The organism is Rhizobium sp. F40D2 (assembly GCF_051810745.2).
Taxonomy (GTDB): Bacteria; Pseudomonadota; Alphaproteobacteria; order Rhizobiales; family Rhizobiaceae; genus Rhizobium.
Genome location: NZ_CM131436.1, coordinates 2,630,309 through 2,650,006, shown reverse-complemented (window position 1 = coordinate 2,650,006; position 19,698 = coordinate 2,630,309). Strand labels below are relative to the sequence as shown.

Annotated in this window: 25 protein-coding genes and 1 pseudogene; 15 read left to right on the top strand and 11 right to left on the bottom strand. The window is 62.7% G+C overall.

Going from position 1 to position 19,698, the window contains the following annotated elements; translation table 11 throughout:
* Positions 1–190 precede the first annotated feature (190 nt).
* Entirely contained in the window at positions 191–523 is a 333-nt protein-coding gene (locus tag ACS4RS_RS12660; protein WP_439011893.1) for a hypothetical protein, read from the bottom strand.
* Between the two features lie 182 nt (positions 524–705).
* On the opposite strand from ACS4RS_RS12660, the gene ACS4RS_RS12655 reads away from it, so the two are divergent.
* From ACS4RS_RS12655 to ACS4RS_RS12630, 6 genes are all read left to right on the top strand, one after another.
* Positions 706–1,413, top strand: coding sequence for a CerR family C-terminal domain-containing protein (locus tag ACS4RS_RS12655; protein WP_439010693.1), 708 nt, complete (start codon positions 706–708; stop codon positions 1,411–1,413).
* Entirely contained in the window at positions 1,410–2,423 is a 1,014-nt protein-coding gene (gene hlyD, locus ACS4RS_RS12650; protein WP_439010694.1) for a secretion protein HlyD, read from the top strand. Before ACS4RS_RS12655 ends, hlyD begins: the two co-directional genes overlap by 4 nt.
* Entirely contained in the window at positions 2,420–4,177 is a 1,758-nt protein-coding gene (locus ACS4RS_RS12645; protein WP_439010695.1) for an ATP-binding cassette domain-containing protein, read from the top strand. Before hlyD ends, ACS4RS_RS12645 begins: the two co-directional genes overlap by 4 nt.
* Complete coding sequence (locus tag ACS4RS_RS12640) at positions 4,174–5,301, top strand: ABC transporter permease (protein WP_439010696.1); 1,128 nt, start codon at positions 4,174–4,176, stop codon at positions 5,299–5,301. The genes ACS4RS_RS12645 and ACS4RS_RS12640 overlap by 4 nt, the downstream gene beginning before the upstream one ends.
* A 1-nt stretch (position 5,302) precedes the next feature.
* On the top strand, positions 5,303–6,415 hold the full coding sequence (locus ACS4RS_RS12635; RefSeq protein ID WP_439010697.1) for an ABC transporter permease: 1,113 nt from the start codon (positions 5,303–5,305) through the stop codon (positions 6,413–6,415).
* A 131-nt stretch (positions 6,416–6,546) separates the two neighbouring features.
* Positions 6,547–6,942 (top strand): DUF1236 domain-containing protein, encoded by a 396-nt coding sequence (locus tag ACS4RS_RS12630; RefSeq protein ID WP_439010698.1) that lies wholly within the window; start codon positions 6,547–6,549, stop codon positions 6,940–6,942.
* Between the two features lie 103 nt (positions 6,943–7,045).
* Here ACS4RS_RS12630 and ACS4RS_RS12625 read toward each other — a convergent pair.
* The 5 genes and pseudogenes from ACS4RS_RS12625 to ACS4RS_RS12605 form a co-directional block, all read right to left on the bottom strand.
* Positions 7,046–7,484, bottom strand: a pseudogene (locus tag ACS4RS_RS12625) (EamA family transporter).
* Between the two features lie 41 nt (positions 7,485–7,525).
* Positions 7,526–8,569 (bottom strand): Gfo/Idh/MocA family protein, encoded by a 1,044-nt coding sequence (locus ACS4RS_RS12620; RefSeq protein ID WP_439010700.1) that lies wholly within the window; start codon positions 8,567–8,569, stop codon positions 7,526–7,528.
* Between the two features lie 9 nt (positions 8,570–8,578).
* The gene (locus tag ACS4RS_RS12615; protein ID WP_439010701.1) at positions 8,579–9,364 is read right to left on the bottom strand and encodes a ThuA domain-containing protein; all 786 of its coding nucleotides are present in this window, start codon (positions 9,362–9,364) and stop codon (positions 8,579–8,581) included.
* Between the two features lie 192 nt (positions 9,365–9,556).
* The gene (locus ACS4RS_RS12610) at positions 9,557–9,898 is read right to left on the bottom strand and encodes an SMR family transporter (RefSeq protein ID WP_168253327.1); all 342 of its coding nucleotides are present in this window, start codon (positions 9,896–9,898) and stop codon (positions 9,557–9,559) included.
* Between the two features lie 17 nt (positions 9,899–9,915).
* On the bottom strand, positions 9,916–10,479 hold the full coding sequence (locus ACS4RS_RS12605; protein WP_439010702.1) for a TetR/AcrR family transcriptional regulator: 564 nt from the start codon (positions 10,477–10,479) through the stop codon (positions 9,916–9,918).
* Positions 10,480–10,645: 166 nt separating this feature from the next.
* On the opposite strand from ACS4RS_RS12605, the gene ACS4RS_RS12600 reads away from it, so the two are divergent.
* Positions 10,646–11,035 (top strand): globin domain-containing protein, encoded by a 390-nt coding sequence (locus ACS4RS_RS12600; protein ID WP_439010703.1) that lies wholly within the window; start codon positions 10,646–10,648, stop codon positions 11,033–11,035.
* A 2-nt stretch (positions 11,036–11,037) separates the two neighbouring features.
* Positions 11,038–11,409: a DUF423 domain-containing protein gene (locus ACS4RS_RS12595; protein WP_439010704.1), complete on the top strand. Its 372-nt coding sequence runs from the start codon at positions 11,038–11,040 to the stop codon at positions 11,407–11,409.
* A 92-nt stretch (positions 11,410–11,501) separates the two neighbouring features.
* Here ACS4RS_RS12595 and ACS4RS_RS12590 read toward each other — a convergent pair whose 3' ends face one another.
* The 5 genes from ACS4RS_RS12590 to ACS4RS_RS12570 form a co-directional block, all read right to left on the bottom strand.
* On the bottom strand, positions 11,502–11,816 hold the full coding sequence (locus ACS4RS_RS12590; protein WP_439010705.1) for an antibiotic biosynthesis monooxygenase: 315 nt from the start codon (positions 11,814–11,816) through the stop codon (positions 11,502–11,504).
* Between the two features lie 9 nt (positions 11,817–11,825).
* Positions 11,826–12,098 (bottom strand): hypothetical protein, encoded by a 273-nt coding sequence (locus tag ACS4RS_RS12585; RefSeq protein ID WP_439010706.1) that lies wholly within the window; start codon positions 12,096–12,098, stop codon positions 11,826–11,828.
* The gene (locus tag ACS4RS_RS12580; protein WP_003590644.1) at positions 12,095–12,502 is read right to left on the bottom strand and encodes a DUF2325 domain-containing protein; all 408 of its coding nucleotides are present in this window, start codon (positions 12,500–12,502) and stop codon (positions 12,095–12,097) included. The genes ACS4RS_RS12585 and ACS4RS_RS12580 overlap by 4 nt, the downstream gene beginning before the upstream one ends.
* A 107-nt stretch (positions 12,503–12,609) precedes the next feature.
* Entirely contained in the window at positions 12,610–13,935 is a 1,326-nt protein-coding gene (locus tag ACS4RS_RS12575; RefSeq protein WP_439010707.1) for a TonB family protein, read from the bottom strand.
* A 57-nt stretch (positions 13,936–13,992) separates the two neighbouring features.
* The gene (locus tag ACS4RS_RS12570; RefSeq protein WP_439010708.1) at positions 13,993–14,418 is read right to left on the bottom strand and encodes a hypothetical protein; all 426 of its coding nucleotides are present in this window, start codon (positions 14,416–14,418) and stop codon (positions 13,993–13,995) included.
* Between the two features lie 177 nt (positions 14,419–14,595).
* Between ACS4RS_RS12570 and hemP the strand changes: the two genes are divergently transcribed.
* The 7 genes from hemP (at position 14,596) to ACS4RS_RS12535 (ending at position 19,620) form a co-directional block, all read left to right on the top strand.
* Entirely contained in the window at positions 14,596–14,778 is a 183-nt protein-coding gene (gene hemP, locus ACS4RS_RS12565; RefSeq protein ID WP_439010709.1) for a hemin uptake protein HemP, read from the top strand.
* Positions 14,779–14,797: 19 nt separating this feature from the next.
* On the top strand, positions 14,798–15,847 hold the full coding sequence (locus ACS4RS_RS12560; RefSeq protein ID WP_439010710.1) for a ChuX/HutX family heme-like substrate-binding protein: 1,050 nt from the start codon (positions 14,798–14,800) through the stop codon (positions 15,845–15,847).
* Positions 15,848–15,858: 11 nt separating this feature from the next.
* Complete coding sequence (locus tag ACS4RS_RS12555; RefSeq protein ID WP_439010711.1) at positions 15,859–16,788, top strand: ABC transporter substrate-binding protein; 930 nt, start codon at positions 15,859–15,861, stop codon at positions 16,786–16,788.
* Positions 16,789–16,790: 2 nt separating this feature from the next.
* Entirely contained in the window at positions 16,791–17,903 is a 1,113-nt protein-coding gene (locus tag ACS4RS_RS12550; RefSeq protein WP_449313671.1) for a FecCD family ABC transporter permease, read from the top strand.
* A 20-nt stretch (positions 17,904–17,923) separates the two neighbouring features.
* Entirely contained in the window at positions 17,924–18,718 is a 795-nt protein-coding gene (locus ACS4RS_RS12545; protein WP_449313972.1) for a heme ABC transporter ATP-binding protein, read from the top strand.
* Between the two features lie 149 nt (positions 18,719–18,867).
* The gene (locus ACS4RS_RS12540; protein WP_439010712.1) at positions 18,868–19,212 is read left to right on the top strand and encodes a hypothetical protein; all 345 of its coding nucleotides are present in this window, start codon (positions 18,868–18,870) and stop codon (positions 19,210–19,212) included.
* Between the two features lie 9 nt (positions 19,213–19,221).
* The gene (locus ACS4RS_RS12535) at positions 19,222–19,620 is read left to right on the top strand and encodes a hypothetical protein (protein WP_439010713.1); all 399 of its coding nucleotides are present in this window, start codon (positions 19,222–19,224) and stop codon (positions 19,618–19,620) included.
* Positions 19,621–19,698 lie beyond the last annotated feature (78 nt).

Here is a 19,698-nt window from a genome sequence, read left to right as displayed (position 1 = left end):
CGTCTGTCCACGCTTCGGTCGCTTTCATGAGGCCACTCTACACATCAGTATTTGCAGGGCTTTTAAGCGGATCAGTCAAATTTTATGAATTTCGGTTTTCTGTCCCGATAGGGCACACGGGAAAACGCTTTCCCCGCCCTGAGGTCGCCAAGGCAAGATCGGCGGAATAACGAGGGACGCTGACCGCAATCTAGAGAACGCGATCCAGCTTCTTGTTGATATGCAGGTTGGGCATCAATCCCGCACTTTGCGCGGCATGATAGGATTCGCGCGCCGCATCGAACGAGATCGACCACATGATGGCGCTCAGGAGCAGCGCAATAATATAAATTTGAATACGCATCTCATCGGCGATACGGAAAGAGCAAGGCAGTTTTGTGTCAAAAAATGACCGCGAAAATAGAAAAAATCGGGGGGCTTTTGCCCGTTCGTTTGGGATCGGCCATATCGGTGTCGCGTGAATTGGGCGATGGTGCGTAGCTACTGTTAGCAGCCTACCCCGAGACTTGGCTTCTCTTGCCATCCCGAGAACCCTCAGAGGTCCGTTCGCCACGGGCCTCTTTGCCTTTTTTGCCGACGTTCATGCGGGTGGCTGACATCCTCCGATACATCGGGCCTGAGTAATAAGCCCCACAGCTTAGACCATTGCGCGGCAAAATATATCAATCGATTGACTTATTTTACGATCAGCGCTATAAAACAGTCATGAACCAGGAACACGACAGCCAAACCCCACCAGCATCCACCCGCGCCGAGGCCGCGCGCCAGAAGATGTTGGCCGCCGCCCTCGACGTCTTCGGCCGCTACGGCTTTGACGGCGCCTCGACACGGCAGCTGACCGAAGCCGCCGGCGTCAACCTGCAGGCAATCCCCTATTATTTCGGCAGCAAGGAAGGTCTCTATATCGCCACCGCCGAGTATCTGATGGCCCGCATCGATACGCATGTCGGCGACATGAGAACGCGCATCGGCATGCGCCTCATGGCGCTGGACGCCGCCGGCGAAACGCTGGACGAAACGCAAGCCCGCCTGTTCCTCACAGAAATTCTTCAGACGATGGTGACGCTTTTCGTCGGCAAGGAATCCGAATCCTGGGCACGCTTCCTGATCCGCGAGCAGATGGAGCCGACCGAAGCCTTCGCACGGGTTTATCAGGGCATCATGCGGCCGATGATCGAGATGGGCCGGCGGCTGATCGGCGCCATCCTGGGTGAAGATCCCGCCTCGGAACACGTGCGCCTGCGCACCTTCAACCTTGTCGGCAGCATCCTTGTGTTTCGCGTCACCCACGCGGCCGTGCTTGCCCAGATGGAATGGGACGCCATCGGCCCGAAACAGGTGGAAATCTTGCGCGGCCTCGCCGCCGAACTAGTCGATATGCTCGGCCCGTCGACGAAGGGAGGCGCGGCATGAAACGCCTCGTCCCCGTCGCCCTCCTTCTCCTCGTTGCGGCAGGCGCCGCCGCCTGGTGGTACGGCCTGCCTGAAAAGCTCGGCTGGCTGCCCGAGGCCCGCCGCGAATTCGTCCTTTACGGCAATGTCGATATCCGCCAGGTCTCGCTCGGCTTCCGCGTCAGCGGTCGCCTCTCCGAACTCGGCGTCGACGAAGGCGATGTCGTCAAGAGCGGAGCGGTACTGGCCAAACTCGATGCCGCGCCCTATGAATTCGACGTCCGTTCGGGCGAAGCCAATGCCGCGGCCCTTCGGGCAACGCTCGACAAGCTGAAGGCGGGCCCCCGCCCGACCGAGATCGCCCAGGCGCGCGCCGCCTATGACGAAAGCCTCGCCGATCTCGAAAATGCCAACCTCGCCTATGACCGAGCCCGCCAGCTTCGTCCGCAGGGCACGATTTCCGAAGCGACGCTCGACCAGGCAACCGCGGCAAAAGCGATGGCTGCGGCCCGCTCCGAGTCCGCCAACGAGGCGCTGAAGCTGTTGCAGGAAGGTTCGCGCATCGAGGATATTGCCGCCGCCGATGCGCAGGTAAAGGCAGCCGAGGCAACGCTCGCCTCGGCCCGCACGTCGCTTGCCGACACCGAACTGCGCGCGCCGAACGACGGCGTCATCCTCTCGCGCGTGCGGGAGAACGGCGCCATCGTCTCACCGGCCGATACCGTCTTCGTGCTCTCCCTGACCGAGCCCGTCTGGGTGCGCAGCTATGTCGCCGAGCCCGATCTCGGTCGCATCCACCCCGGCATGAAGGTGTCCGTCGCCTCCGATACGGCGCCCGACAGGCCCTATGACGGCACGATCGGCTTCATCTCGCCGGTCGCCGAATTCACCCCGAAATCGGTGGAGACGCCGGAGCTCAGGACCGATCTCGTCTACCGCCTGAGGATCGTCATCGACAAGCCCGGCGCGGATCTGCGCCAGGGCATGCCAGTCACCGTGCGACTTCCCCATCCTCAGGCAGACAGACAATGACCGCCGCCGAAACCGCCACCCAGACAGAGCGGGACGAGAAGCCGCTCGTCCGGATTGACGGCGTCACCAAACGTTTCGGCGATGCGCCCGCGGCCCTCGACGCCGTCTCCGGCATCATCGGCGGCGGTGCGATCACCGGCCTCGTCGGCCCTGATGGCGCCGGCAAGACGACGCTGATCCGCCTGATGACCGGCCTGATGCTGCCCGATGCGGGGACAGTGGAGGTTCTCGGCTTCGACACCAGGAAGAACGCCGCCGGCATCCAGGCCGCAATCGGCTACATGCCGCAGCGTTTCGGCCTCTATGAGGACCTCTCGGTGCAGGAAAATCTCGATCTTTATGCCGATCTGCGCGGCCTGCCGAAGAGCGAGCGCGCGAGCTCCTTCGACGAGCTGCTGACGTTCACCGACCTCAAGCGTTTCACCGGCAGGCTCGCCGGCAAACTCTCCGGCGGCATGAAGCAGAAGCTCGGTCTTGCCTGCGCGCTTCTGAAGAAGCCACGCCTGCTGCTGCTCGACGAGCCGGGCGTCGGCGTCGATCCGATCTCGCGCCGCGACCTCTGGAAGATGGTCGAGAACCTGACGAAGGAAGGCATCGGCGTGCTGTGGTCGACCGCCTATCTCGACGAGGCGGAAGCCTGCGACCATGTCCTGCTGCTGAACCAGGGAAGGCTGCTCTTCTCGGGAAAGCCCGCGGAGATGACCGAGCGCGTCAACGATCGGGTCTTCAGGGTATCCAATGTCACCGGGCGCCGCCGACAGGTGCTTGCCGAGCTCCTGCAGGCCGATGGCGTCATCGACGGTGTCATCCAGGGTGAGGCGATCCGCCTGGTGGCGGCCAACGACAAAAAGCCCGATATCGGCAAGGCCGGCGACGGCGCATCGCTGAGCCCGGCCCCGCCCCGCTTCGAGGATGCCTTCGTCGACATGCTGGGCGGCGGCCCCGGCGGCCGCTCCAGGCTTGCCGAGGCGCAAGAGCCGCTAAAGGCTGAGGGCGACCGTCCGGTGATCGAGGCCAAGGGCCTGACCAAGCGTTTCGGCGATTTCACCGCCGCCGAGGATATCAGCTTCGATATCCGCCGCGGCGAGATCTTCGGCCTGCTCGGCCCGAACGGCGCCGGCAAATCCACCACCTTCAAGATGCTTTGCGGCCTGTTGAAACCGACCGGCGGCGAAGGCCGCGTCGCCGGTTTCGACCTTCGCCGCGATGCCGCCGAAGCGCGCAACCAGCTCGGCTACATGGCGCAGAAATTCTCGCTCTACGGCGATCTCACCGTCATGCAGAATCTCGAATTCTTCGCCGGCGTCTACGGTCTTCGTGGGCAGCGCAAGCGCGAACGCATCGCGCTGATGGTCGGCATTTTCGGTTTCGGCCGCCACACCCGCGAGCCTGCCAAGGACCTGCCGCTTGGCCTGAAGCAACGCCTGGCGCTCGCCTGCGCGGTTATGCACGAGCCGCGCGCCCTCTTCCTCGACGAACCGACATCAGGCGTCGATCCGATCACCCGGCGCGAGTTCTGGACGCATATCAATGCGCTGGTTGAAAAAGGCGTCACCGTGCTCGTCACCACGCATTTCATGGACGAGGCGGAATATTGCGACCGCATCTCGCTGATCTATCGCGGCCGTTCGATCGCGCTCGGCTCGCCGGATGAATTGAAGGCCCGGGTCGCAACGAAAGAGCAGCCGGATCCGACGATGGAGGACGCCTTCATCGCCTTGGTGCAGCAATCGGAAGCGGAGGATGCCGCATGAGCGCCTCTTCTGGCCGGCGTCGGCGTCTTTTTGCCCTCGTGCGCAAGGAAAGCTTCCAGGCGATCCGCGATCCGAGCAGCATCCTCATTGCTTTCGTGCTGCCGCTGATCCTGCTCTTTCTCTTCGGCTACGGCGTCTCCCTCGATACCACCCGCACCCGCATCGGCCTCGTGACCGAGGAGCTGACGCCTCTCACGCAGGACCTGTCGGCCAGCTTCCAGGCCTCACGCTATTTCGATGTCGCAATGGGCCGCGACCGGCGACTGTTCGAGGAAGACCTCGTGCTCGCCAAGGTGCGCGGCATCGTCGTCATCCCGGCCGATTTCACCACGCGTTACACCGCAGGCAACCGTCCCGCCATCCAGGTGATCGTCGACGGTTCCGACCCGAACACTGCCAATTTCGTCCAGAATTATGCCCAGGGCGCCGTCGCCAACTGGGAGCGGCAGCGGCAGGCCGACGTCGCCTCCCGCGGTACCGCCATTGCGGTCGAGCAGCGCTTCTGGTTCAACCCGGAGCTCGCCAGCCGCAATTTTCTCGTGCCCGGCTCGATCGCCATCGTCATGACGCTGGTCGGCACGCTGCTGACCTCACTCGTCGTCGCCCGCGAATGGGAGCGCGGCACGATGGAAGCGATGATGGCGACCCCGGTGACGGCGGTCGAACTGCTCACCGGCAAGATCCTGCCCTATTTCCTGCTCGGCCTGACCTCAATGACGCTCTGCGTGCTGCTTGCCGTCTTTCTCTTCGGCGTGCCGTTCCGCGGCTCGGTCGCCGCCCTTTACGCGCTTTCGGCCGCCTTCCTGATTCCGGCGCTGGGCCAAGGCCTGTTGATTTCGACGGCAACGAAGAACCAGTTCCTCGCCTCGCAGCTGGCACTGATCTCCGCCTTCCTGCCGGCCTTCCTGCTCTCGGGCTTCCTGTTCGAAATCAATTCTATGCCCAGGATTATCCAGTGGATCACCTTCATCGTGCCGGCGCGTTACCTGATCCCCAGCCTGCAGACGGTGTTTCTCGCCGGCGACATCTGGCCGATGTTCGCAAAGGCAATCGCCGTCATGCTGGCGATCGGCGCCGTCATGTTCGTGCTTGCGGCCCGCAGCACCCGGAAGAGGATCGGCTGAGATGGGATGGACAAGGCTCTACGCCCTCATCGTCAAGGAACTACTCGCCGTGCTGCGCGACCCCAAAGGCCGCGCCATCCTGATCGGCCCGCCGATCGTGCAACTTCTCGTCTTCTCCTATGCCGCAACCTTGGAAGTCCGCAATGTCGACGTGATGATCCTCAACCGCGACAGCGGTCACTGGGGCCAGGAACTGATCGAGCGTATCGACGGCTCGCCGACCTTCCGCCGGATCGAGATTGCGGAAAGCCAGGCGGATATCAGGGTGGCGATCGATAACCAGACGGCCATCGCGGCGATCGAGATCGGCCCGGACTTTTCGCGCAATATCGAGGCGGGAACGCCTGTTGATCTGCAGGTGGTGCTCGACGGTCGCCGCTCCAACGCCTCGCAGATCGTCGCCGGCTACCTCTCGCAGATTGGCGGCGCCCTCGCCGCCGAAACACCGGCCGGCAAACGCGCCGGCGCCGGCATCGTCTCATCGGTGCCGCGCAACTGGTTCAACCCGAACCTCACCTACCAGTGGTTCATGGTGCCGAACCTGATCGCCAGCATCGCGCTTCTGATCGGCCTGATCGTCACGGCCTTGTCGATCGCCCGCGAGCGCGAGCTCGGCACTTTCGACCAGCTGATGGTCTCGCCGCTGCGCCTGCATGAAATCCTGATCGGCAAGCTGATCCCGCCGATGATGATTGGCCTCTTCCACATCACCGTCTATATTCTGGCCGCCGTCTTCCTGTTCGAGGTACCGCTGCGCGGCTCGCTGTTCCTGCTTTACGGCAGCGCGGTCTTCTATCTCGGCTCGGTCGCCGGCCTCGGCCTCTTCATCTCGGCACTGTCGATGACCCAGCAGCAGGCGATCCTCGGCGCCTTCCTGTTCATGGTCCCGGCCATGCTGCTCTCGGGCTTCGCGACGCCGATCGAAAACATGCCGGCATGGCTGCAGCCGGCGACCTTGATCAACCCGCTGCGTTATTTCCTGGTGATCGTCAAAGGCGTTTTCCTCAAGGATATCCCTTTGAGCGAGGTGGTGAGCCAGACGATCCCGCTGGCGCTGATCGCCGCCGTGACACTCAGCGCCGCCGCCTGGCTCTTCCGGCGGCGCCTGGAATAACCCAATAACGCCGCATGCTTCGGTCGCCTCACAGAATGTGAACCGGCCTGCCAAAGCGTGACTCTCTTCTGCCGGAACCTCGGATTGGCGTGGTCGTTACCCAAACGCAACCCCAGCAAAGGAGAAGCAAAATGTACAAGATCCTACTTGTCTCCAGCGCCCTTGCGCTGTCGTCTTTTGCCACCAATGCGTTCGCTGATGGCGCCGTGACCGGTGCAGCCGGCGGCGCCATCACCGGCGCAATCGTCGGTGGCCCCGTGGGTGCTGCCGTTGGCGGCATAGCCGGCGGTGTCGCCGGTGCCGTAGTCGATCCGCCGCCGCGCGAGGTCGTCACCTATGTTGAGCAGCAGCCTGCCCCGACCGCCTCGGTGGTGGTCCAGGAACCGATCGTCGTCGGTAAGCCGCTTCCGGCTGATGTCGTGGTGACGCCGGTGCCCGACAATCCGAAATATGCCTACACCGTCATCAACGATCGCCATGTGATCGTCGAGCCGCGCACCCACCGCGTGGTGCAAGTGATTGAATAATCAACCTGCCGAAGCCGCCTGCTGCGGCTCGGCCCCCTCCGGCCCCGCCTCGGCGGGGTCATTTTTCGTGGGCCCGCGAAAACGCATTATGCTCCTCGCCGGTTCATGCCCTGTAAGCGACGAGTACGGCACCGCCGGCGATCATGATAACGCCGAGCCAGTTCGGAAGCGTCAGGCGTTCACCCAGGAAGAGCACCGCAAAGACGGCCACGAAGACGACGGATAGCTTGTCGATCGGGGCGACCCGCGGCAGCATCCCCGAGCTTCAGAGCCCGGAAATAGCAAATCCAGGATGCGCCGGTGGCAAGGCCGGAAAGCACCAGGAAGAGCCAGCTCCTGTTCGACACAGAAGACGGTTCCTGCCAGCTGCCGGTGATGTAGACCATCATTCCCGCCGCCAGCAGGATGACGATGGTGCGAATGAAGGTCGCGAAGTCAGAATTGACGTTCTCGACGCCGACCTTGGCGAAAATCGCCGTGAGCGCTGCAAAGCCGGCGGAAAGAAGCGCCCAAAGCGGCCAGCTTGTCAGAAGGCTTTTCATGCCGCGTGTCCTTGCCCCGTTGCACCTCATCCTAAGGCAGATCAGACTTTCAGCTCGCGCCGCTCGCGCTCGGTCACCATGGCGAGATCCAGTACCTTCTGCAGGTTGGCGGCGTGGCGGAAGTTCGGGTCGGGCTGGATACCGGTTGCCACGGCCTCGGCAAAACGCTCGTAGTTGGTCGCCACCGGTTCAACCTCGATCTGCGTCCAGGTGGCGGTTTCAACACCTTCGCCGAGGCAGCCATGCAGCTCGGAGCCGCTGGGGCGATGGATGACCTCAAGGCTGCCTTTTTCGCCGTAGATGCGCAGCTTCAGCTCGTTCAGATGGCCCGTGGCCCAGCGGCTGGCGTGGATGACGCCGAGCGCGCCGTTGGCGAAATCGACCGACATGGTGAAGCTGTCATTGGCATCCAGCATATATTCGCCGATCTGGCCGCCCGGCGCCTTGTTGAAAGTCTTCAGCCGCGCAAAGACGTGGTCGATGTCGGTCGCTGCGCCATAGGCGGCGAAATCGAGGATATGGATGCCGACGTCGCCGAGCACGCCATTCGAGCCGTGGCCGGTGGAAAGCCGCCACAGCCAGGTGGATTCCGTCCGCCAATCGCCCCAGGCGCGCGACACGAGCCAGCTCTGCAGATAGGAGGCTTCCACGTGCCTGATCGTGCCAAGCTCGCCGGCGAGCACCATCTCGCGGGCCCGCTGCAACGGCGCGACATTGCGGTAGGTCAGGTTCACCATGTTGATGACGCCGGCCTTCTCCGCTGCCTCCGTCATCTCCAGCGCCTTCGCATAGTTCTCCGCCAGCGGCTTTTCGCAGAACACATGTTTGCCGGCGGCAATCAGCGCCATGGTCGTCGGGTGATGGATCCGGTCGGGCGTGACATTCGTCGCCGCATCGAATTCACCCCAGGCGATCGCCTCTTCCAGCGAAAGAAACCGCTTTTCGATGTTGAACTTGTCGGCGAAGGCGGAAAGCCGTTCGGGATCGGTGTCGACGGCGCCGACCACCGTCACGCCATCGATGAGGGGAAAGCGGGCGAGCTGGTTTTTCGCCATCACTCCCGTGCCAAGAACGAGTAGTCGCATGGATGCTCCTCAGCGGTAACCGGCTTCGCCGGCCTGATGCAGTTTCGGGCCGCGTTCGACGATCGGCTCCAGTGCCTTTTCTACCGGCACATTTGGGGCGTCGATAATGCCAGTCAACGCCCCTTGCGGGTTGTACGCCCATTTGACGCCATTGATCAGCACCTTCTGGATGGTGGCGTCGTGATAGGTCGGATAGGTCTCGTGGCCGGGCCGGAAATAGAAGATGTTGCCGGCGCCGCGCCGCCAGGTCAGGCCGGAGCGGAACACTTCACCGCCCTGGAACCAAGAGATGAACACCGTTTCGAGCGGCTCCGGCACCGAGAACTGCTCGCCGTACATTTCCTCGTTTTCCAGCTCGAAATGCTCGCCGATGCCGGCGGCGATCGGATGGCGCGGATTGATGGTCCACAGCCGCTCGCGCTCGCCCGCCTCGCGCCATTTCAGCGCGCAGGGGGTGCCCATCAGCCGCTTGAAGATTTTCGAGAAATGGCCGGAATGCAGAACAAGCAGGCCCATGCCTTCCCAGACACGCCTGGCGACCCGCTCGACGACGATGTCGGAGACCGCGCCGTGATCCTTATGGCCCCACCAGGTCAGCACATCGGTTTCGGCAAGGCGGGCTTCACTCAACCCGTGTTCCGGCTCCTGCAGCGTCGCCGTCGTCGCCGAAATGCCGGGGTCGGTGTTCAGCGCATTGGCAATCGCCGTGTGCATGCCCTCGGGATAGATGCCGCGGACAATCTCATTGGTGGTCTCGTGGATATTCTCTCCCCAGACGACGGTGCGAATGGCCATGATGTGCTCCTGTAGAAACTGGAAGTATCGAGAGGCGGGAAGGCAGGGATTCAAAGCGCTTTGGAAAACAGCGCCGGCTACGCCTGGTCTCCTCCACGTCTTAGCAAGACATAGACCTTTGTCAGGAATTTGACAAAGGAGAAAATTTGCCGCCGGAAGATGGAAAATCAGGCAGGAAATATCATAGCAATATCAATGGGAAACCGATTTCGAGAAGAGGTTGACGACCAAAACGCCTGAAATGATCAGCCCGAGCCCGACGATCGCCGGCAGGTCGAGACGCTGCTTGAAGAAGACCAGGCCGACCGAGGAAATCAGGACGATTCCCAAAGCGCTCCAAATTGCATAAGCGATGCCGACAGGAATGCTTTTCAGCGTCAGCGACAGGCAATAGAAGGCGGCCGCATAACAGGCGACGACGAGCGCCGTCGGCCCGATGCGGGTGAACTGCTGCGACAGCTGCAGCGCGGTCGTGCCGATGACCTCGAGCACGATGGCGGCAAACAACAGCCCGTAGACGGCGGCCTGGCTCATGGCGAAATTCCTTCGGATTATTTCCCGGTCAGTTCGACAAGGCGATCGATGAGATCCCGCCTCAGAACGCCGTCGATATCATGGCTTTCCAACGTATCTGCGAACCACAGCCCGTCGGCGGCAAAACGCACGACCTGTGCGTCGAGGGAGGAATCAGTGCCGACATATTCCTCCGCCCGCGCCTGCACCCACTGACGCCAGCGAAGACGCAGCCGGGGTTCGGCAAGAAGCGCGATCGTCACCTGCGTCCAGCCCCTGGAATCGGCGGGACGATCCTTGAGACCGGATACGGCCCGCAGATAGGCGCGGGTGAAACGGCCCTGCGGTAGCGGATCGCCGCGCATCAGTTCCTCTATATCGGCGTCGAACTTTTCAAGCAGGCTCTCGAACAGGGCATCCAGCAGCGCATTCTTCGTCGGGAAGTGATGCAGCAGCCCGCCCTTGCTGATGCTGGAGGCGGCGGAGACCGCATCGAGCGTGACCGCGGCCATGCCTTCGCTGGCAGCAAGGCGCGCGGCAACATCCAGCAACTGCTGGCGCACGAGGACGGGTTGTTTCTTGCGATGATGAGCGTTCGACATGCAATTAAAAGATACCGTCTGGACGGTTTTGTCAAGGAGAATCGGTCGGAACCCATGCGCTACAGGCATTATGCGCAAAATGCCGCGGCAGCTTGATGACAGTTGCGATCATTTAACCCCCGGTGCATGAAAGTGGCAGACGGGGAATGACATCCGGGATGGTTTCGTGACGGAAAAGGTCACCACTTTATATGAAGCGATCGGCGGCGATCCGGCTGTGCGGGCGCTGACGCACCGTTTCTACGAACTGATGGACAAGCTGCCGGAGGCAAGCAACGTGCGCGCCGTGCACCCGCCGAGCCTTCACGGCAGCGAAGAGAAATTCTACGAATATATGAGCGGTTATCTCGGCGGCCCGCCGCTCTATACCGACAAACGCGGCCATCCGCGCCTGCGCAGCCGCCATTTCGTCGCTGAGATCGGCCCCGTCGAGCGCGACGAGTGGCTGCTCTGCTTCCGCCGCGCCCTTGACGAGACGATATCAAGCCAGGCGCTACGCGATCTCATCTGGGCGCCGGTGGAGCGGCTCGCACATCATATGCAGAACAAGGACTAACCATGAGCCTGAATGCGCGTCTGGAGCCAGTGCTCTATCTTTTTGCCGGCCTGTTCGGTATCGCCGGCGTGGCTCTTGCGGCTCTTGCCGCCCATGGCGGCGGCGAAACCAACTTGGCGGCATCCGCATCCGCCATGTGCCTCGCGCACGCCCCTGCCCTGCTGGCATTGGCTCTCGGCACCGCCAAGCTCAAAACCGCCTGGATGGCCGGTTTGCTCATGATTGTTGGAACGCTGCTCTTTGCCGGCGACCTCGTGACCCTGCGCTTCACCGGTGCCGGCCTCTTCCCCTATGCGGCCCCGACCGGCGGCTGGGCGATGATGCTGGGGTGGGTGGCCGTTGCCGCCGGCGCCGTGTTTCGGGTACGGGCGTAGAGTTTTGGCAATCGCCGCCGGTTCCTTGGGCAAACAAGAGTGGCCCGCAGGGTCGGATGAGGGGGCTGCAGGCGCCGAGCTAACGTCAGCAGTTATACGTCCTCGACGACGTTGAAGCCTTCGAAAACGGGCGGGCCCTTGTACATCGCCTTGCGATCGCCGGCATTGCGGTGCGCCGCGCGAAAATTCTCGGACTTCGTCCAGTTCTGGAAATCCGCTTCGCTCGCCCAGACCGTATGCGAGGAATAGAGCGTATAGCCCTCCTCTACGCTGGCCTTGCCGCGCAACAGACGGAATTCGACGAAACCGGGCACGTCGGCCAGGCTCGAATCACGATTGCGCCAGACCGTCTCGAAATCACCTTCGCTCCCGGTTGCGACCTTGAAGCGGTTCATTGCGATATACATGCGATCTCCTTACGCGTTCCTCTTGCCGGCCCTTGCCGCATACGAGGGAAAGGCGACAACATTATTGCCGTTTGCCGCCGCTGGGCCAAGCGGCCTTGTCGCCGCTTCTCCGGGCATGCGCGCTTCCCAGGTCGGGAACAGCGCCACATTCTGGTAGCTCTCCTGGCGTTCGGCATGCTGCCGGAAAAGTTCGTAGAGTTCGGGCACGAGGCCCTCGCCCGTCTGCGCGGCAAGCTTGTGCAGGCCGATCATGGTGAAGCCGTCGGGACGCTGGTCGTTCATCGGGAATTGTCTCGCTCGTTCATCGTCTGCAGCGCACGCTCCAGGCTGGACTTGCTGCCGTTGCGCAGCGGAATGAAGGCCTTGCCGAACTTTTTGCAGCCGGTCTTCACCCGCAGGCAGGCATCGTGGCTGATACAGTCGATCGGGCAGAACACGCAGTCGACAGACGGCAGCACGGTATCGATGCGGGACACCGCTTCGCGCAGGCCGCCGTCATGATGAAGGAGTTCGGCGCCGAAATTGCTGGCGATCTGGCGAAGATGCGCCACCTGGCAGTCACGCCCGCCGACATAGAGGAAACTGCGGCCATCCAGTTTGGAACGCCCGGCGGACGCCTGAGCGACGCCCTCGCCCGCGACGTCGCGGACCTCCCGGTTCGACCCCTTCTTGCCCTTGCGAGCCATATACCACCCGTTCATTCGTTGATCGTCACACGATTCCTGCGTGTTCGGGCCGACCCTATTAAACTTGATTTTTAGAGTAAAGTATAAAGTTGATTAGTATTCTCATATTATTCGACTGCGATCGACAGGGAGGTGAAACTCCTTCCATTCCCTCCGGGCGTCGGCCCGAATGGCGCCGCGCGCCGGACGGCATCGACGGCGAGCTGATCGATTTCCGGAACGCCGGATCCGGTCACCACACGAACGGAAGTCAAGCCGCCGCTGCCACTCACGGAAAACGAGACGACCACAGTTCCCTGGACACCACGAGGCTTTCTGATCGCGCGGCGAATGCGGCTACGAACCTTCCCGTCGTAGTTGGCAAAGGCCGCAGTTCCGATCCCATTATTGTTGCCGGCGCTACGCGAGTTGCGATCCGACTGCGCCGACGGGTCACCTTCAGCAACACCACGAGCGGAATCCTGCTGTGCCTCGCCCTGAGAACCTGCGGTCTTTTTCGGGGCGCGCTTTTTCTCAACCGGTTTCGGCTTTTCCTGAATCGCCGCTTTTGGCTTCGGCGTCGGCGTCACGATCTCCTGCGGCGTTTCCGGTTCCGGCTGAACCTCCGCCGTCGCGACGGGCTTGACCTCTTCGGGTTCAACTGCGGCGACGGGAGGCGTCTCGGATGGCTTTATCTCCGCGGGAATCTCTTCGACTGGCTTCTGCTCTTCCGGAACGACCGTCGACATCGGTTGCGCCACGGCAGTTTCAGACGGAACTTCGGAAACGAGAACCTCAGGCTCGACAGCGGCCGCGGTTTCCGGCGAAACACGCGTCACCTCAGGGGCCGGGGCTTGCTGGATAGTATCCTGCGTCTCGACCGGCGAGACTTCGGTGGGCTGAACAGTTTCCGGCTGAAGGTCAGTGGTTTCGGTCGGCTGGATCGTGTCCGGCTCGACAGCCTCCGGAATGATTTCTTCCTGTACGGTCACCTCGGTCTCACCGGCAGCAGTCTGATCGACGTCCGAATTGCCGTACATCACGACGCTCACAGCTTCGCCAGCTTCCTCGATCGCCTCCTCCGGCGTTTTTGGGAAGGCAATGATCAGCGCTATAGCCAAGGTCGCGTGGAAAAGCAGCGAACCAACACAAGTCAGCGCCAGCCGTCGCCGCACCGGCTTCTTCTCGTCATCCTGCTTTTCTCCAGCCGCATCCATCGGCGGCGCCGAGAGCGGAGCGGCCAACGCCGCTTCCGGATGGTCGGGAAAGGAGGATATCTGCGCAAAACGTGTGTAGTGGATCACCGTCTCGCCGGCTGGCTGCCGCTGCGCATTGCGCAGTTCGGAAAGCTCATGGCCAGGATGCATGCCGGGCATATTGTCGTTCAGGCTGCTATCGGCGTCCGCCTCCCCGATGAGCACCTGACTCGATCTGGACTTCGATGAAATCGCCATTGTGTACGCCTTAGACAGCCTGAAACATGTCCGCCGGGGATCATCCCGGGCGTTATCTTAGCCCTCGAAGGGAACCGAAATCTGCGATCGGGTAACGAGGCCCTTCATGCACTCGCCCGCCGCCGGCCCGTCACAGACCGGCGTGTCGTTGATGAGGATGCGGGTCACGCTCTCACATTTGACATTCGGCATATCGAACTGGCGCACGCGCTTCTTGCCCTGCGGTAGATCGCGGAAATCGAGCACGGTGATCCGGTCGACGGCATTCATGTCGTTAAAGAAGGCAAGCTCGAAGGAAACCTTATTGATGGCGGCAGGCAGTTGGTTCAGCGCCACGAAGGTCATCATGCAGCCCTTCTGCGAGGGCGCCAGCGCATTGAGTTCGACATCGAGGGAAGCTGCGGGTGCCGCCTCCTGCGCCTGACATACGCTTGAAACCGCCATCGCCATGCCGGCCGCAACAGCCGCAAACCTACCTGTCATAAAACCTTCTCCGTCATCGTCGCGAGCCGCCCGCAGGCAACTCGCATCAGCAATTTCGAAAACCTGACTGTAACAGTCTCCTATTGCGTCTTTAAAAAACCATGAGTATGAAAGTCAAGATAAATGTCACCACAACCGGGGGTCCAGATCCCCGGCCTCACGGAATTGCCAACCGAAATGATGGTTGAAAAGCCAGATAACTTTAAGCACGTGTCGCTGCCGAGCGAGCCCGCGGCGCAGCACCGGATCGTCGAAAGCGCGGATCTTTTCCGCGGCATGAACGAGATCATGATCAGACACGAGGGCGTGACCTATCGCCTGAAGATCACCCGTCAGGGCAAGCTCATTCTCAATAAGTAGGGCCAATAGTAGGTAACACATGGCTGAACAGACAAGACCGGCACCAGCCGAAATCCGGGCGTTTCGCGCCGAAAACCCGAAGATGCGCGAGCGCGATATCGCCGCCCAGTTGAAGATTTCCGAGGCAGCGCTCGTCGCCGCCGAAACCGGCATCAGCGTCACCCGCATCGATGGCAGCGCGCTGAAGCTCCTCGAACGCGTCGCAAGCCTCGGCGAAGTGATGGCGCTGTCGCGCAACGAAAGTGCCGTGCACGAAAAGATCGGCATCTTCGAAAACATCAAAAGCGGCGTGCAGGCCGCAATCGTTCTCGGCGAGAATATCGACCTGCGCATCTTCCCGAGCCGATGGGAACATGGCTTCGCCGTATCCAAGAAGGATGGCGACCAGCTGCGCCTCAGCCTGCAATATTTCGACAAGGCGGGCAACGCCGTGCACAAGGTGCACCTACGTCCGAATTCGAATGTCGAGGCCTATCACGCGCTGGTCGCCGAGTTGAAGCTGGAAGACCAGTCGCAGGACTTCGTCGAGGCCGAGACCTCGGACACCGTTGATGAAACCGCCGACGTCAGCCGCGACGAGCTGCGCGACAACTGGAGCAGGCTCACCGACACGCACGAGTTCTTCGGCATGCTCAAACGCTTGAAGATCGGCCGCCAGGCGGCCGTGCGCAGCGTCGGCGACGACTATGCCTGGAAGCTCGACAACAGCGCGACGGCTGAGATGATGCATGCCTCGGTGAAATCCGGCCTGCCGATCATGTGCTTCGTCGCCAATGACGGCATCGTCCAGATCCATTCCGGCCCGATCTTCAACGTCCAGGCCATGGGCCCATGGATCAATATCATGGACCCTACCTTCCATCTGCATCTGCGCCAGGATCACATCGCCGAGACCTGGGCGGTGCGCAAGCCGACCAAGGACGGCCACGTCACCTCGCTGGAGGCTTACAATGCGCAAGGCGAGATGATCATCCAGTTCTTCGGCAAGCGGAAGGAAGGATCCGACGAACGCGCCGAGTGGCGCGAGATCATGGAAAACCTGCCGCGGGCGGCAAGTTTCGCCGCATAAGGATTGCAACGATGACGATGCCTAACAATCTTCGCGGGATTCGCCCCTGGCAACTGGCGCTCACGGCGGCCGTCATGGCACTGCCACTGATCCCGTCGGCACCGGCGCTCAAGGGCATCGCCTTCGTGCGCCCCGGCCACGCCGAGGAAAAGAAGCTCGACACCTCGCGCCTGGTTTCGGTCGGCGGCGATATCACCGAGATCGTCTATGCGCTCGGCGAGGAAAGCCGGCTGATCGCCCGCGACACGACGAGCATCTATCCGGAGGCGGCGCTGAAGCTGCCCAACGTCGGTTACATGCGGGCGCTCTCGCCGGAAGGCATCCTTGCCATGAACCCGACGGCGATCATCGCCGTCGAGGGGTCGGGCCCGAAGGAGGCGCTGGCCGTCCTGAAGAATGCCAGCGTGCCCTTCGAGACCGTGCCGAGCCCCTTTACCCGCGACGGCATCATCGCCAAGATCGATCGCGTCGGCGCACTGCTAAACGTGCCCGAAAAGGCGAAGACGCTTGAAGAAAAGGTGGCGGCCGATCTCGATGCGGCGATTGCCGACGCCGAAAAGCGCCCGGAGGCCGAACGCAAGCGCGTTCTCTTCATCCTCAGCGCCCAGAACGGCCGGATCATGGCCTCTGGCACCGGCACGGCGGCCGATGGCATCGTCAAGCTCGCCGGCGCCGTCAACGCCGTCGGCGCGTTCCCGGGTTACAAGCCGCTGACCGACGAAGCGATCATCGAAACCAAGCCCGACATCATCCTGATGATGAACCGCGGCGATGGCGCCGGCACAACGAACGAGGACCTGCTGGCTCAGCCCGCGATCGCCTTGACGCCGGCTGGCGAGAAGAAGGCGATCATCCGCATGGATGGCATCTACCTGCTCGGCTTCGGCCCGCGCACCGCAGCCGCAGCGCGTGAGCTCAACGCGGCGATCTACGGGGGCTGATCATGGCCCTGCCGCAAGCCATGATGGAACGAAGGCGGCCATTACCGATGGTGGAGATCAGCGCAAACCGGCAGGCGGGCGACAGAACGCGGCTCGCCGTGCTGGTCATCGCGCTGCTCGTCGTCGGCTCGGTCTTCTCGATGCTGTTTTCGGTGACGACGGGCGCCTCGGATGCCTCGATCCTCGACCTTGTCGGCAAGATGGCCGGTTCCGAGGCGGCGCTGAACACGCGCGACCGGATCATCATCCTCGACATCCGCCTGCCGAGAGCGATCCTCGGCTTCCTGATCGGCGCCTCGCTGGCCGTTTCCGGCACGGTGATGCAGGGCCTGTTCCGCAACCCTCTGGCCGATCCCGGCCTGGTCGGCGTCTCCTCCGGTGCAAGCCTCGGTGCCGTCACCATGATCGTGCTCGGCGGCAGCCTTGCAGCGCCGCTTCAGGCGCTTCTCGGCATCTATGCCCTGCCGGCCGCCGCCTTTGGCGGCGGTCTCGTCACGACGCTGCTGCTCTACAGGATCGCCACCCGTCACGGCCAGACCTCGGTGGCGACGATGCTGCTGGCCGGCATCGCGCTCGGCACGCTCACACTCGCCCTGACCGGCCTGCTGATCTACATGGCCAACGACCAGCAGCTGCGCGACCTGACATTCTGGAGCATGGGCTCGCTGGCCGGCGCCACATGGACGAAGATCGCCGCCGCCGCCCCGATCATTCTCCTGTCCTTCACCGCCTTGCCCTTCATGGCTCGCGGCCTCAATGCCATCACGCTCGGCGAGGCCGCCGCTTTTCATATGGGCGTGCCGGTGCAGCGACTGAAGAATATCGCTGTCGTCGGCGTCGCCGCGGCGACCGGTTCGTCCGTCGCCGCCAGCGGGGGCATCGGTTTTGTCGGCATCGTCGTGCCACATATCCTGCGTATGGCGATCGGCCCGGACCATCGTTTCCTGCTGCCGGCCGCAGCTCTTCTCGGCGGCTCGCTGCTGATTTTCGCCGATGTCCTGGCGCGCACGCTGGTCGCCCCGGCCGAGCTGCCGATCGGCATCATCACCGCGGCGGTCGGCGGGCCGTTCTTCCTGTGGATTCTGCTGAGGCAGCGTTCGCGCCTTGCCCTGTGAGTGCTGTCTTGAGTGACGAGATGATCGAAGTGTCCGACCTTTCCGTGCGCCTTTCCGGCAAATCAATCATCAGCGATGTCGCCTTCATGGCAAAGGCCGGCGAGCTGACAGCGATTGCCGGGCCGAACGGCTCCGGCAAGACGACGACGATGAAAGCCATCTCCGGCGAGCTTGCCTATGGCGGCTCGGTGCGCATCGGCGGCGACGAGGTGAAAGAGCTGAAACCCTGGCAGCTTGCCGCCATTCGCGGCGTGCTGCCGCAGGCCAGCACCATCTCTTTTCCCTTCACCGTGCGCGAGATCGTTCGCATGGGCTTGACATCGGGCATCAACCTCAACCCCGACAAGGCCGAGCAGACCGCGGCCTCCGCACTTGCATCAGTCGATTTGACCGGCTTCGAAGGCCGTTTCTATCAGGAACTCTCCGGCGGCGAGCAGCAGCGCGTTCAGCTTGCCCGCGTGCTCTGCCAGATCGCCGAGCCTGTCGTCGACGGCAAACCCTGCTGGCTGCTGCTCGACGAGCCGGTCTCAAGCCTCGACATTAGCCACCAGCTGACGATCATGACGCTTGCCCGTAATTTCTGCCAGCGCGGCGGCGGCGTCATCGCCGTCATGCATGATCTCAATCTGACGGCGCTCTTTGCCGACCGCATCGTGCTGATGAAATCCGGCCGCCTCGCCGTTGCCGGCGGCATCTGTGACGTATTGACGGACGAGACCATGCTCTCGGTATTCGGCTGCGCGCTACGGATCAACCAGGTGCCGGCCGACGGCACGCCCTTCGTGCTCGCCCACAGCGCCGTTTCCCAGCGCTGACCGACCGCGCAGCGGAACTTTTGACCGCCCGGGGCGTTTTCGGCAGTGATTTGGGTCAATGCCGCGCGATATCTTTCATGCAATGGACGGTGGTGACCCCCAGTGCGAAATAGGCGGGCTTGCGCGCGCCCCAGCCAATGGAGACAGCCATGAGCTATTCTATCTTCCAGTCCGGCCGCAGCCGCCGCAACGGCACCTTCCACAATCTCGAATCCGGCGTCGAGGAGCAGATCGAAGCACTGCGCGACGAACTCGCAGAACTGACGCGCCTCGTCGGCAAGAATTCACGTCACCAGAGCGAGAAAATCCGCAGCCAGGCCGGCGCCGGTTATGAGGAACTGCTTAGCCGCAGCGAGGATCTGCTGCGCGAATTGCAGCACGGCTATGAGCGCGGCACGACCGAAATGCGCGACACCGTACGCAAACATCCGCTGGCAACCCTCGGCGCGGCTGCCGCTTTCGGCCTCGCCATCGCCTTCCTCGCCCGCCGCTGAGGAAGCGCAATGCTGTCGATCCTCAGCCTCGTGACGGGCGCAAGCGTGCAGCGAACCGTTGCACGCGCCAAGCGCAATAGCATCTTCATCGCGGTCGCCGCGCTTTTTCTCCTCACAGCCTACGCGCTGGCTGTCACCGCCGGCGCCATCTGGCTCGCCGGCATCTACGGCGCGTTGGGCGCCGTTCTCTTTCTCGCCGCCTGCGCGCTGCTGATCGCCATCATCGCGCTGGTGGTGATGGCGGTTATCAATGCCCGGGAAAAGCGTCGCGCCCGCGAGCGCCGCGCCGCACTGGAATCGATGGCAGCAGTGGGGATCGGCCTGATCCGCTCTCAACCGCTGCTGACCGCGGGCGTGCTGGCGGCCATCGTCGCGGCCAATCTGGTGGGGTCGAAGCGGGAGGATTGATTCCCTTGCGGTGATCGCCCCGACCCCGGAGAGGTGGAGCCCGCACCTTTCCGCCCTCATTCCTGTGCTCGTCACAGG